This is a genomic window from Micromonospora parva (genome assembly GCF_040649675.1).
Classification (GTDB): Bacteria; Actinomycetota; Actinomycetes; order Mycobacteriales; family Micromonosporaceae; genus Micromonospora; species Micromonospora parva.
Genome location: NZ_JBEZFX010000004.1, coordinates 207,900 through 221,209, shown reverse-complemented (window position 1 = coordinate 221,209; position 13,310 = coordinate 207,900). Strand labels below are relative to the sequence as shown.

13 protein-coding genes are annotated in these 13,310 nt (G+C 72.8%); 5 read left to right on the top strand and 8 right to left on the bottom strand.

The genetic code is table 11. From position 1 onward, the window contains the following. Nucleotides 1-6: 6 nt before the first annotated feature. The gene (locus AB0C03_RS12245; protein ID WP_210866823.1) at nt 7-507 is read right to left on the bottom strand and encodes a hypothetical protein; all 501 of its coding nucleotides are present in this window, start codon (nt 505-507) and stop codon (nt 7-9) included. 249 nt (nt 508-756) lie between these two features. Here AB0C03_RS12245 and AB0C03_RS12240 point away from each other — a divergent pair, with 249 nt between their 5' ends. The 3 genes from AB0C03_RS12240 (at nt 757) to AB0C03_RS12230 (ending at nt 3,515) form a co-directional block, all read left to right on the top strand. Continuing rightward, nucleotides 757-975, top strand: a complete 219-nt coding sequence (locus AB0C03_RS12240) for a hypothetical protein (RefSeq protein ID WP_210866822.1) — start codon at nt 757-759, stop codon at nt 973-975. Between the two features lie 159 nt (nt 976-1,134). After that, entirely contained in the window at nt 1,135-2,394 is a 1,260-nt protein-coding gene (locus AB0C03_RS12235) for a M48 family metallopeptidase (RefSeq protein ID WP_357636473.1), read from the top strand. After that, nucleotides 2,391-3,515, top strand: a complete 1,125-nt coding sequence (locus AB0C03_RS12230; RefSeq protein WP_030337728.1) for a glycosyltransferase family 4 protein — start codon at nt 2,391-2,393, stop codon at nt 3,513-3,515. The genes AB0C03_RS12235 and AB0C03_RS12230 overlap by 4 nt, the downstream gene beginning before the upstream one ends. 13 nt (nt 3,516-3,528) lie before the next feature. Here AB0C03_RS12230 and AB0C03_RS12225 read toward each other — a convergent pair whose 3' ends face one another. From AB0C03_RS12225 to AB0C03_RS12195, 7 genes are all read right to left on the bottom strand, one after another. Then, complete coding sequence (locus AB0C03_RS12225; RefSeq protein WP_030337727.1) at nt 3,529-4,191, bottom strand: lysophospholipid acyltransferase family protein; 663 nt, start codon at nt 4,189-4,191, stop codon at nt 3,529-3,531. Nucleotides 4,192-4,208: 17 nt separating this feature from the next. Then, a complete protein-coding gene (locus tag AB0C03_RS12220; protein ID WP_030337726.1) occupies nt 4,209-4,793 on the bottom strand; it encodes a TetR/AcrR family transcriptional regulator in 585 nt (194 codons plus the stop codon). A 271-nt stretch (nt 4,794-5,064) separates the two neighbouring features. Next, a complete protein-coding gene (locus AB0C03_RS12215; protein WP_245233773.1) occupies nt 5,065-6,723 on the bottom strand; it encodes a putative bifunctional diguanylate cyclase/phosphodiesterase in 1,659 nt (552 codons plus the stop codon). Between the two features lie 79 nt (nt 6,724-6,802). Then, on the bottom strand, nt 6,803-7,612 hold the full coding sequence (locus AB0C03_RS12210) for an SAM-dependent methyltransferase (protein WP_030337724.1): 810 nt from the start codon (nt 7,610-7,612) through the stop codon (nt 6,803-6,805). Between the two features lie 191 nt (nt 7,613-7,803). Continuing rightward, nucleotides 7,804-8,472, bottom strand: a complete 669-nt coding sequence (locus tag AB0C03_RS12205) for a response regulator transcription factor (protein WP_030337723.1) — start codon at nt 8,470-8,472, stop codon at nt 7,804-7,806. Between the two features lie 7 nt (nt 8,473-8,479). Continuing rightward, nucleotides 8,480-10,171: a sensor histidine kinase gene (locus AB0C03_RS12200; protein WP_030337722.1), complete on the bottom strand. Its 1,692-nt coding sequence runs from the start codon at nt 10,169-10,171 to the stop codon at nt 8,480-8,482. A gap of 14 nt (nt 10,172-10,185) precedes the next feature. Further along, on the bottom strand, nt 10,186-12,000 hold the full coding sequence (locus AB0C03_RS12195) for an AMP-dependent synthetase/ligase (protein WP_357636466.1): 1,815 nt from the start codon (nt 11,998-12,000) through the stop codon (nt 10,186-10,188). A 118-nt stretch (nt 12,001-12,118) separates the two neighbouring features. Between AB0C03_RS12195 and AB0C03_RS12190 the strand changes: the two genes are divergently transcribed. Further along, nucleotides 12,119-12,574 carry an SRPBCC family protein gene (locus tag AB0C03_RS12190; protein ID WP_030337720.1) on the top strand — a complete coding sequence of 152 codons (456 nt, stop codon included), beginning with the start codon at nt 12,119-12,121 and terminating at the stop codon, nt 12,572-12,574. 31 nt (nt 12,575-12,605) lie between these two features. After that, entirely contained in the window at nt 12,606-13,298 is a 693-nt protein-coding gene (locus AB0C03_RS12185) for a hypothetical protein (RefSeq protein WP_357636463.1), read from the top strand. Nucleotides 13,299-13,310 lie beyond the last annotated feature (12 nt).

Below are 13,310 nucleotides of genomic sequence, written 5' to 3'. Positions count from 1 at the left end.
TCGGGGTCAGCTGGTCGGTAGTCGTCGGGCCAGCTCACGACGCAGTGCGTCGGTGCCCGGCGTCATCCAGGCGAGCCGGACGACCAACTCATAGGGGCCGCGCCCGGGGGTCGACCACTGCCCGGCCCGCATGGGGGGCCGTGTCTGCTCCGGGTCGAGTGGCGTGACCACCAGCCGGGGGTCCATGCGGCCTCGGACCTGGGCGCTGGCCATGTTGACCCAGTCGATGCTGAGACTGGTTCCGTTCGGCCCGGTCAGGTGCAGCGTCTCCTCGGTCAGCCGCAGCGGCAGCCGAGGCTGACGGCGCAGCTGCCAGTTGGTGGTCAGCGCGACGATGGCGCCGATCATCCCGAACCGCAGCAGCACCTTCCACCACACCTCGTCGAACACCACTGTGTAGAAGGCGAGGAGGGCCGCGGCACCCAGCAGAACGAGGACCTTGGCGAGGCGATGTCGACGGGGGGAGTACCGGAAGTCCACGACGGACGAAGCATCGAGGTCGGCCACCGTCGCTCAGTGCCCGACTGACCGAGCGACCAAACGATGCCGCTCGCTCGACCGGCAGAGTTCCGTGATGTCGGGCGTTCCGAAAGGGTGGGATACCCCGATATCGCTGATGTGGAGTGGATCTAGCCCTGAAACGGGCGGTCGGACGGGGTTCCTGTCGTACCCGGTGTTTAGTGTCGATGTCACCGACGGTGCTCGGCCGGCGACGACGAGAGTCGCCCGGGTGCCGCGAGCCGATCAGGAGGCGTGATGCTCATCGACTGCGACGGGTGCGCGAAGCGGGCCGACGGCTGTTCCGGCTGCCCGCTGACCGCCCTGTTCGACGAGACGTCCCCGGCGGCCGGGTTGGTCGCCGCCGAGGTCGAGGCCATCGAGGTGCTCGCCCGGGCCGGCTTCGAGGTGGAAGTGCTGGCCGCGCCCGTGCGCCCGCCGGCGGCTCGCCGCCGGGCCACCCGCCGGGTCGCCTGAGCGCCACACCGCGCCCGGAAGCGGGCTTATCCCGGGCCATAGGATGAGCGGTCACGGCGGGAGGAGCGGCGCGATGAGCGAGGTACGGCGGGACGACGGCGGGCTCGTCGGCGGCGCCGCGTTCGGTGGCGGCGATCCGACCCGCCGGGCGGTGACGCGGTGACCCCGCGCGGGTGGGCGCTGCTGGCCCTGGCCGGGCTGACCGTCGCGCTGGTCGTGCTGGCCGCGCTGCTCATCCCGTGGCACCGTCCACCGGCGCCCCGCGCCGACCAGCTCGCCGCGCTGGGTGACCTGCCGGCCGAGCAGGTGGCCAAGGGGCGGGAGTTCCGGGCCGCGCTGCGCCCCGGCGGCTACGCCGCGCTCGCCGTCGGGCTGCTGATCGCCCTCGCGCTCGGGTTGACCCCGCTGGGCAGTCGCCTGGTCGAGCTGGTGGGCCGGCCGTTCGGCGGGCACTGGGCCGCGCAGGCCGTGCTCGGCGGGCTGGCGGTGATGCTCGTCGCCGACCTCGTGACACTTCCGTTCGCCGCCTGGCGGCAGAGCGTTCTCACCCGCTACGGGTTGAGCACCAACGGCTGGAGCGGCTGGGCTGTCGACCTGCTCAAGTCGTACGCGGTCAGCGCGGTGATCGGCGCGGTGGCGTTGTTCGGCTTCTACGCTGTCATCCGGCTCGCGCCGCGCTGGTGGTGGGCGTTCGGCGCGGCCGGCGCCGCCGTGCTGGTGGTGCTGCTGTCGTTCGTGCTGCCGGTGCTGGTGGAGCCGGTGTTCAACCGGTTCACCCCGATGGAGCAGGGCCCGTTGCGCACCGAGCTGATGAGCATGGCCGCCCGCGACGGGGTGCCAGTGCGAGACGTGCTGGTCGCCGACGCCTCCCGCCGCACCCGGGCGGTCAACGCGTACGTCTCGGGTCTCGGGCCGACCCGCCGGGTGGTCGTGTACGACACGTTGCTGCGTGAGGCGACCCCGGCCGAGGTGACCGCCGTCGTGGCGCACGAGTTGGGGCACGCGAAGGATTCCGACGTGGCGGTCGGCACGCTGACCGGGGCGTTGGGTGCGGCGGCGGCGGTGGTGGCGCTCTACCTGCTCGGCTCGTGGGGTCCACTGCTGCGGCTGGCCGGCGTCGACTCGGTGGCCCAACCTGCCGCGTTTCCGCTGCTGGTCGCCCTGGTCACAGTGGCCGGGCTGGTCGCCGCCCCGGTGCAGGCGCTGATGTCCCGTCGGGTGGAGGCGCGGGCCGACGCACACGCGCTCGCGCTCACCAACGACCCGGAGTCCTTCGAGTCGATGCAGCGCCGGCTCGGCTCGGTCAACCTCGGCGATCCCGACCCGCCCCGCTGGGAATACCTCTACTCGGCCTCGCATCCGTCCACCGTGGAGCGGATGGCCGCCGCCCGCGCGCACGCCCGGGAGGCTGGCCGATGAGTCGCACCCTGCTGATCACCAACGACTTCCCGCCCCGCCCGGGTGGGATCCAGTCCTTTGTGCACAACCTCGCGGTCCGGCAACCGGCCGGCTCGGTGGTCGTCTACGCGTCGAGCTGGCGCGGAGCCGCGAAGTTCGACGCCGACCAGCCGTTCGAGGTGATCCGGGAACGCACCCGGGTCCTGCTGCCCACCCCGTTGGTCGCCCGCCGGGCGGCCCGGTTGGCGCGCGCGTACGACTGCGACACGGTGTGGTTCGGCGCGGCGGCCCCGCTGGGGCTGCTCGCGGCCGGTCTGCGGCGACGGGCCGGCATCCAGCGGGTGGTGGCGCAGACCCACGGCCACGAGGTCGGTTGGGCGGCGGTGCCGGCCGCCCGGCCGGCGCTGCGGCGTATCGGCCGGGGTGTGGACGTGACCACCTATCTCGGCGAGTACACCCGCAGTCGGTTGGCCCGGGTGCTGGACGGGGTGACCGACCTGCGTCGCCTCGCGCCCGGGGTCGACGTGGACATGTACCACCCGACCGTGGACGGTGAACAGGTTCGGGCGCGGCTCGGGTTGACCGACCGGCCAGTGGTCGTCTGCGTGTCCCGGCTGGTGCCGCGCAAGGGTCAGGACACGCTGATCCGGGCCCTACCGGAGATCCGCCGCCGGGTGCCCGACGCGGCGCTGCTGATCGTCGGTGGCGGGCCGTACCGGGCGACCCTGGAGAAGCTGGCCCGCCAGACCGGTGTGGAACGGGATGTGGTGTTCACCGGCACGGTGCCGTCGGTCGAGCTGCCGGCGCACTACGCGGCCGGTGACGTCTACGCGATGCCGTGCCGCACCCGCAACCGTGGCCTCGACGTCGAAGGGCTGGGCATCGTCTACCTGGAGGCGTCCGCCACCGGCCTGCCGGTGGTCGCCGGTGACTCCGGAGGCGCACCGGACGCGGTCCGTGAGGGGGAGACCGGCTACGTCGTACGCGGCCGGGACGTCGGCCAGCTCGCCGACCGGGTCGCCGCGTTGCTCGCCGACCGGGACCTGGCTCGCCAACTGGGCGCGGCGGGCCGGGCCTGGGTGGAACGGGAGTGGCGCTGGGAGGCGCAGGCGGACCGCATGGCGGCGTTGCTCGCCGGCTGACCGCTGCCCGCGTTCACCGCTCCCGGGCGGGCGCGTAGCGCGGCACGTACTCCTGGCCGGTGAGTTGCTGGATCGCCGCCATCACCTCGTCGGTGACCGTCCGGATGTCGCGTGGGCTGTTGATCCGTCCGGCGACCGGGATCGGTGGGCCGAACCGCAGGGTGACCGGGTGTCGGCGGGGCAGCCGGGCGTCGACGGGCAGCACCTCGGCGGTGCCGGTCACGCCGACCGGGATGATCGGCACCTCGGCGTCACGGGCCAGTCGGGTCATTCCGACGCGGCCCCGGTAGAGCCGCCCGTCCGGTGAGCGGGTGCCCTCCGGGTAGACGGCTACCAGGCCGCCGGCGCGCAGCACCGGGACGGCGGCGTCCAGGGCGCGCAGGGCGGCTCGGCCGTCGGTGCGGTCGACCGGGATGGCGCCCATGCCGGCGACGATCCGCCGGTTGAGCCAGCCGCCCGGCCCCCGGCCGTTGAAGTACTCGACCTTCGCCCAGAAGGTGACGTGGCGGGGTGTCGAGGTGACGAGGAACAACTCGTCGGCGACGGACAGGTGGTTGCCGGCGAGGATCGCGCCGCCGTGCCGGGGCAGATGCTCCAGCCCTTCCACCCGGGGCCGCCAGCCCAGCCGCAGCGTGGTGCCGACGGTCAGCTTGGTGAGGTCGTACAGCAGGGGCACGAGTTCTCCGGGTTCGGCTAGGTGGGGGGCGGGCCGAGATGGGCGTCGAGCGCGGCGCGCAGCAGGGCGTCGTCGTCGGTGGCGCCGGTGGCCAGCGGCAGGCTGCCCCAGGCCCAGAGCTGGGCGATGCCGTGCAGGTTGGCCCAGAGTGCGCCGGCGAGCACCGCCGCAGGGGCGTCGGTGGGCCGGCGCACCTGCGCCACCAGGTCGGCCAGCACGGCGAACAGCGGCAGGCTCGTCTCACGCAGCCGCAGCCGGCCGCTGTCCAGCAGGTCGTGCCGGAACATCAGCTCGAACATGCCGCGGTGGGCCGCCGCGAAGTCCAGGTACGTCCGGGCCAGGGCGGTCAATCGGGTACGCGGATCCGGCCCGACGTCGCGCATCGTCTGCTCGACCCGGGCGGTGAGGTCGGCGAAGCCCTCCCGGGCGATGGCGGAGAGCAGGTCGACGTGGGTGGGGAAATAGCGGCGCGGTGCGCCGTGCGAGACCCCGGCACGGCGGGCGATCTCCCGCAGCGACACCGCCGACTGGCCCTCGCTGAGCACCAGGTCCACCCCGACGGCTACCAGCCGCGCGCGCAGCCCGGTCTCGTCGGCGTCCATAGACACTGTCTACCATGCCGCGTAGACAGTGTCTACCTCGCCGGTGGGTCGGCTCAAGCAGGCGTGTCTCGGTGACCTGCCGATGCCTTTCCGGGATCAGCGTGATGTCGGTGAGTCATCGAGATGACTCACCGACATCAGCCTCAACGGAGTCCGGCCCCGCGCTGTCCGCTCGACCCCACGGCCGCTCCACTGCGGGTGTCGTGACGTCGGGGTGAGCCGCGGTTGGGGGAGTGGGCGGGAACGGTTGGGGCGTGGGCGGGCCCGAAGGTCAGCGGATGCGGGCCAGGATGCGATCGGCGGGGGCCGGGCGGCCGAAGTGCCAGCCCTGGGCGGCGTCGCAGCCGATCGCGCGCAACCGCTCGGCCTGCCCGGCGGTCTCCACCCCTTCGGCGGTGACGGTCAGGTCCAGCGCGTGCGCCAGCGAGACCAGCGAGGCGAGGATCCGCTCGTCGGTGCGGCCGACGGAGGACGACCGTAGGCCGGCCACGAACTCGCCGGCCACTTTCAGTTCGGTGACCGGCAGGTCCCGCAGGTACGCCAGGTTGCTGTAGCCGGTGCCGAAGTCGTCGATGGCGATGCGTACCCCGAGGTCGGCAAGGACCCGCAGGGCGCGTACCGGCTCCTTGGCGGTGCTCATCATGGTGCTTTCGGTGATTTCCAGCTGGAGCCGTTCCGGGGGCAGGCCGGTCTGCCGCAGGAGGGTGCGGACCTCCTGCACCAACCCCGGCCGGTGCACCTGCCGTACTGCCAGGTTGACGCTGACGAACGGCGCGGCGGCACCCCCGGCCGACCACGCCTCGGCCTCGCGGCACGCCTCGGCCAGCACCCACCCGCCCAACTGGACGATCAGGCCGGTCTCCTCGGCCAACCCGATGAAGCTGTCCGGGCGCAGCACCCCCAGCTCGGGGTGTCGCCAGCGGACCAGCGCCTCCACGCCGACGAGGCTGCCATCGCGCAGTGAGGTCAACGGTTGGTAGTCGAGGTAGAACTCGCCCCGCTCCAGGGCCGCCGGGATGGCCGCGGAGAGCGCGTACCGGGCCAGTTCCCGTTGGTTGCGCTCGGCGTCGTAGAGGGCCCAGCGCGCCCCACCGGCGGACTTCGCCCAGTGCAGGGTGCTGTCGGCGGCGCGCATGAGGTCCGTGGGGTTGGCTCCGGCAACCTGGCGCTCGACGATGCCGATGCTCGCCGAGATCTGCAGCTCGTGCCCGTCCACCAGCGCCGGTGTGCGCACCGCGGCGAGCGCGGCCTCGGCCACCGCGACCATGTCGTCGGTGCCGGCGGTGCGCTCCACCAGGATCACGAACTCGTCGCCGCCGAGCCGGGCCACCAGGTGCTCACCGATGGCCTTGCTCAGCCGCTCCGCCACCGTGGCCAGCAGCAGGTCACCGATCTGGTGCCCCAGGGTGTCGTTGACGACCTTGAAACGGTCCAGGTCCAGGAAGCACACCCCGACCCGCTGCGCGCCCCGGCCCGGCTCGTTGATCGCGGCGGCGAGCCGTTCGGTGAACAGTGTCCGGTTGGGCAGGCCGGTGAGCGGGTCGTGGGTGGCCTGATGGCGGAACCGGGCCTCGCTGGCCCGCAGCGCACGCTCGGCCTGGGTGCGGGCCCGCATCGCGGCGCGGCGGATCGACTCCTGCTCGTCGAGCGTCCGGTCGCGCAGCGCGCGGGCGTAGCCGGTCGCCACGGCCGCCAGCAGCCGGGCCATCCGGTCCTCGACGTCCTCGGCCACCAACCCCAGGTCGCGCACCAGGCGGAGCTGGATGACCTCGACGGTACGGCCCAGCCCTTCGGCGGACGCGATGTGCGCGGCCACCAACTCGGCACCGACCCGGTGCCCGGCCCGCAGGTCGAACGGCTCGGTCAGCAACGCGCCGGCCAGTTCCCCGGTGAGCCGGTCCAGCAGGGACTCCAACTGGGCCTGGGTCATCGGGAGGTAGCTGGTGCCGGAGACCGCCTTCGCCCAGGCCCGGGCGAACGTGCCCGGACCGGGCGTCGTCCCCGGCGACTCAGCCACCGAGGCGCCCGACGCCGCCCATGAAGACCGCGCGCTCGGCGTCCTCCGCGCTCTCCGGGGTGTCCGGTCGCCACTGGGGCACCCAGACCACGCCGGGGTCGAGCAGCTCGAAACCGTCGAAGAGCGCGGTCAGCTCGGCGCGGCTGCGCACCCACAGCGGGCTGTCGGTGCGCCGGTAGACCCGTTCCGCCTCGGCGCGTTCGTCCTCGCTGCGCCCGTCGTCGCTGGCCTGCGACAACACCAGGTAGCTGCCGGGCGCCAACGCGTCGCGCAGCGTCCGCAGCAGGTCGGCCGGTCGGTCGTCGTCGGAGACGAAGTGCAGGACGGCCACGACCATCACGGCCACCGGTTGGCTCAGGTCGAGCAGCTTGCGGACGTCCGGGTGGGCCAGGATCGCCTCCGGGTGGCGCAGGTCCTCCTGCACCACGGTGGCCCGCTCGTTGCCGGCGAGGATCTCACGGCTGTGCGCCACCGCCACCGGGTCGACGTCCACATAGACCACTCGCGACCGCGGGTCGAGTTGCTGGGCGATCTCGTGCACGTTGCCGACGGTCGGGATGCCCGAGCCGATGTCCAGGAACTGCCGGATCCCGGCCTCGGCGAGATGGTGCACGGCCCGGCGCAGGAACGCCCGGTTGGCCTGGGCCATCAGCGGCGCCTCCGGCACCGCGGCGACCATCGCCTGCGCTGCGGCCCGGTCAGCGGCGAAGTTGTGCGAGCCACCGAGGTAGTAGTCGTACATCCGCGCGACGCTCGGGCGCTCGATGTCGATGGTGTCGGGTGCCCAGTCCGGCCGCTGCATGCGTTTCACCCCTCGAATCCGCGACGCGGGCGTCGTCGCCCGCGCGGGTATTGTGCACCCGCCACGCACGCCAGACCATAGCGCGCCGGAGGTTGCCCGCCGACGTCGGTCGATGCGCGACGGCCCGCGCCGGCTGAGAAGCTGGCGCGGACCGTCGGTCGCGACGTCCCGCTCGACGAGCGGGCGGCAGGTCAGAACTTGGGCGCGTCCGGTGCCTCGAGCAGACCGAGCCGGAGTGCGGTCATGAGGGCCTGAGCGCGGTTGGCCGCGCCGAGCTTCTCGTAGAGCTTCGAGATGTGCGTCTTCGCCGTGGACTCGCTGACGAACAGCTGCTTGGCGATGCCCGCCACGCTCATCCCGTCGGCGAGCAGCCGCAGCACCTGCCCCTCCCGGGGAGACAACTGCGGGCCGGACGGTGCGAGCCGCCGCTTCATCGCCTCGGCCAGGTCGGCCGCGGTGAACGCGCTGGGGGAGGAGGCGGCGTGCCGGGCGGCGGCCACCACCTCGTCGGCCGGGGCGGTCTTCGGCACGAAGGCGCTCGCGCCGGCCTCCAGGGCGCCGAAGAGCTGATCGTCGCCGGCGTACATGGTCAGCACCACGATGCCCATCGACGCGCTGGACTTGCGCAGCGCGCGGGTGGCCTCCAGGCCACTGCCGTCGGGCAGCCGCAGATCCATGATCACCACGTCCGGCTGCAACGCGCCGGCCTGACGTACTCCTTCTGCCGCCGTGGCCGCCTCACCGACGACCTCGAACTGGCGGTCGCGCTCGAAGGCGTGCCGCAAACCCTTGCGAATCAGGTCATGATCGTCGACAAGGAGGACCTTGGTACGGGTGGCCGGTATCGGACTTGTGGTCATCCTCGGGTTACTCCCCTTCTGGTGCTGCGCTGCCGCGCACGTTATCGCGCCGGGCCGAGGTGCCGAGAACCACCGCCACGGTCGTGCCGCTGGGTTGCCGCGGCCTGATCTCCAACCGGCCCCGGATACGTTCCGCCCTCTCGGCCATGATCGCAAGACCGTACCGCCCGTCCGGGCGCTGGTCAGCCATCCCCTGACCGTCATCCGACACTTCTATTTGCGCGTACGGGGGGTCGACCTCACAGGTGACCCACAAATTCGACGCCCCGGCATGCTTGCGCGCGTTGGTCACCGCCTCCTGCGCGATGCGCAGCAACTCGGCCTCCGTGGCGGCCGGGAGCCGGGCGGTGGACTCGTCCAGCGAGAGGTGCACCCGCAGCCCGCCGGACGCGCCGACGGTGCGCGCGTACTCCGCGATCGCCGCGGCCAACCCGCCCTGCCGGTCCACCTCGCTGCGCAGCTCGAAGAGGCTCAGCCGCAGTTCCTGGATCACCCGGGTCACCTCGCCGCGCAGCGTCCGCAGGGCCTCGGCGGTCTCGTCGGCGTCGTCGAAGACGGTGGCCAGGGCGTTGTCGATGCCGTAGCCGACCATCACCAGCTCCTGCGCCACCCCGTCGTGGATCTCCCGGGCCAGCCGCTGCCGCTCCTCGTTGGTGGCCAGCGAGCGCACCTCGTCGAAGAGCAGCGCCGCCTCCAGCCGCAGCGCGGCCGGGCGGGTCAGCGCGGTCACCCGGGACACCACCGGCGGCGGGTACGCCTGCGCGGCGTCGGCCTCCAGCACCACCAGCCCCACCGTGCGCACCCCGGCGACCAGCGGAATGATCAGCGCGGACACGTCGCCGCCACGGTGCGAGCGGGACTGGGACCGGGCGGCGGTGGTGGCCTGCTGGGTGGCCCAGGCGTCGGCGATCGCCGAGTCGGCGTCCAGCGTCGTCTCCCAGTCCACCCGGTCGACGCCGGCCTGGGCGAGGACCACGAGCCGACCGCCGCCGCTGGCCGACAGCACCGCGCCCCGGTCCGCGCGGGCCACCGTCCGCAGCTCCTCCAGCAGGTGCTCCGAGATGCCGCCCGGGTCCAGGGTCGCCCCGGGCAGTTGCCGGGCCACCGTCCGCAGCTGGGTCAGCAGCCGGGTCGCCTCGGCGTACGGCTGGGGTTTGCCCTCGCCGCGGACCGCCATCACCCGGTGCAGCGTGCCGGCGGCGTAGAGCCCCAGCACCGCCAGGATCAGCCACTGCGCGCAGACCGCGAGGTAACCCGGCTGGCCGAGCTGGGACCCGCCGTCGACCCGGGTCAGCGCGCCGCTGACCAGCAGGGTGACGGCGGTGACCACGAGCAGGGCGGCGCCCTCGGGGAAGCGGCGGCGCAGCGCGGTGACGGTCACCGGGACGGCCAGGTAGGGCAGCACCGCCGACGCGCCCAGACCGTCGACAGTGCCGCCGATGGACGCCACCGCGGCGACGTGGCTCGCGGCCAGCCCCAGCACCACCACCTCGGCCACCCGGCTCACCGGGCCGACCAGCCGGTGCTGCGGTGCCAGCAGCGACGGCAGCCCGGCCACCGCCAGCAACACGATCCACCACAGCTGGGCGACGTCGCGGGTGGCGAACAGGGTCAGGACGGCGATCAGCGCCAGCATCACCAGGCGGGCGGCCGCGGCGAGGGGATGCGGGTGCGGTGCGGTGACTGTGGATGCGGGCACGTGACGGATGGTAGTCAGCCTCGGTAGATATCGGCGATCTCCGCCGCGTACGTCTTGTGGACAACCTGGCGCTTGACCTTGAGCGACGGGGTCAGCTCGCCGGTCGTCTCGGTGAAGTCCTGGGGCAGGACCCGGAACACCTTGATCGCTTCGGCCTTCGACACGGCCTGGTTGGCGACGTCGATCGCGGTCTGGATCTCCTTGCGGAGCCCCTCGTGCTCGCGCAGCTGTTCGACGGGGGTTTCGCGGGGCAGGCCGGTGCTCTCCAGCCAGGCCGGCAGCGCCTCCTCGTCGATGGTGACGAGCGCCGCGATGAACGGCTTCCCGTCGCCGACCACGACACACTGGCTGATCAACGGGTGTGCCCGGACCAGGTCCTCCAGCACCGCCGGGGCGACGTTCTTGCCGCCGGCGGTGACGATCAGCTCCTTCTTGCGGCCGGTGATGCTCAGGTAGCCGTCGGAGTCGAGCTGGCCGAGGTCGCCGGTGCGGAACCAGCCGTCGGCACTGATCGTCTCGGCGGTCGCCGTCTCGTTGCGCCAGTAGCCCTGGAAGATCAACTCGCCGGAGATCAGGATCTCGCCGTCGTCCTCGATCCGCACTGTCACGCCGGGCAGGGGGCGGCCGACGGTGCCGATCCGGGTGCCGGTGGGCAGGTTCGCGGCAGCGGCGGGCGAGGTCTCGGTGAGGCCGTAGCCCTCCAGGACCGTCACGCCGATGCCGCGGAAGAAGTGACCGAGCCGGGCGCCGAGTGGCGCGCCGCCGGAGATCGCGTCCCGGCACCGTCCGCCGAGCGCGGCGCGCAGCTTGCGGTAGACCAGCCGGTCGAAGACCACGTGCTGGGCGCGCAGCGCCAGGCCCGGTCCGCCCGGGGTCTCCAGCGCCTCGCTGTACGCGATGGCGACCTGCTCGGCGCGGGCGAAGATGCCGCCCTTGCCGTCCGCCTCGGCCTTCTGCTTGGCGGCGTTGTAGACCTTCTCGAACACCCGGGGTACGGAGAGCACGAAGGTCGGCCGGAACGCCTGCAGCTCGGCGACCAGGTTCTTGGTGTCGGCGCAGTGCGCCATGGTGGCCCGCGCCTGCACGACGCCGATCTGGATGAGGCGGGCGAACGCGTGCGCCAGCGGAAGGAAGAGCAGGGTGCTCGCGCCGGTGTTGAACAGGTTCGGCAGCACCGGCACCGCGTTGGCGATGTCGGCGTACATGTTGCGGTGGCTGAGCACGCAGCCCTTGGGGCGGCCGGTGGTGCCGCTGGTGTAGATGATCGTCGCCAGGTCGTCGGCGCGCACGGCCTTGCGCCGCCGCTCCACCTCGGCCAGCTCGACGGCGGCACCGGTGGTGACCAGCTCGTCGACCCCGCCGGTATCGATCTGCCAGACCTGGCCCAGCTCGGGCAGCCGGTGCCGGACCCCGGCGACCAGGGCGGCGTGCGCCTCGGTCTCGACCACGACGGCGACCGCGTTGGAGTCCTCGAGGATCCACGCGGCCTGCTCGGCGCTGGACGTCTCGTAGATCGGCACGGTCACCGCGCCGACGGCCCAGATGGCGTAGTCCAGCAGGGTCCACTCGTAGCGGGTGCGGCTCATCAGCCCGACCCGGACACCTGGCTCGATGCCGGCGGCGATCAGCCCGCGGGCCACGGCGGCGACCTCGTCACGGAACTGGAGGCAGGTCACCTCGGTCCAGGCGGTGACCGTGCCTTCGGCGCTCGGGACCGGGCGGGCGAACTGGACGGTGTCGGGCGCGACTTCGGCGTTGTCCCAGACCGGATCGGTGAGGTTGGCCGCGTCGCCAACGGTGACGATCGGCGGGACGGAAAACTCGCGCACCTGCACTCCTTCGTGCTCGCACTGGTCGGGCTGGTCGTCGCCCGGGGCGTCGGTTGTGTCGAAACCTACCCGGCGGGCGGTCGGGGTGGCACAGGCAGGAGGCGGGTAGCCTCCCCACATGGCGGACTCCTCCACCCAGTCGATCATCATCGGCGCCGCACCGGATCGGGTGACGGCGGTCATTTGCGACTTCGCGCGCTACCCGGAGTGGACCGACGCGGTGCGTCGCGCCGAGGTCGTCGAGGAGTACGAGGACGGGTACGCCAGTCAGGTGCATTTCACCATCGACGCCGGGGTGATGGCCGACGAATACGTGCTCGCCTACGAGTACGCCGAGGATCTGTCCCGGATCGAGTGGCACCTGGTCGCCCCCTCGAAGATGCAGAAGGCCCAGCACGGTTCGTACGACCTGGTGGGTAACCCGGACGGCAGCACCACTGTGACCTACACGCTGGAGGTCGAGCTGTCGGTCGGAATGCTCGGGATGTTTCGGCGCAAAGCCGAAAAGATGATCATGGACACCGCGTTGAAGCAGCTCAAGCGCCGGGTAGAAGCAACCGGTGCGGCGCAGTGACGTGTCCGGTGGCACGGTAGAGGAGCCGACGGTGGGCGGAACGGATCCGGGTTCGGCCCGGGAAGAGGCGGAGCGGCTGGTCGCCACCCTGCTGGCGGGGGCGCGACTGGCCTCCGCCGGCTCGGCGGGCGGCGCGTTCGGCTCGCTGGGTGCGATGGTGTCCGGTGTCCTCGGTCACAGTGCGGGGCCCGACGGGCGCTCGGGCACCGGTGGTGCTTTCGCCACCGGTTCGGCCGAATGCTGCGTCTGCCCGGTCTGTCGGGGCATCGCCGCGTTGCGGGACCCGAGTCCGGAATTCGCCGAACGCCTCGCCACCGGCGCCGGTGACCTCGCCGCGGGCGTGGCCAGCCTGCTCCGCGCGTTCTCCCCGGCGGAACCGTCCGAACCGAGCTCCGCCGAACCGACGGCCGCGCCGTCGCCGGCACCCGCCGCGACCACCGACGACGTGCCCGCCGAGCCAGCCCCGAGCACCCCGTCCCCGGCGACCGGCGACGACCACGTGTGGCGCGATGCCACCCGTACCGGGCATGATTCTCAGCCGGCGCCGGAGCGGGATGTCTGGTCGGTCGCCACCCGGACGGCGGACCCACTCGCCCCGGCCGCCGTACCACCCGTCGACGAGGCCGGGTCGGCGACCGTACCGGCACCGACCACCCGTCCCGTGGTGCCCGCCTCGCGGGTGCCCGATGACGCCGACGCGGAAGCATCGGGCGACGGCGCCTGAGCGCGGGACATT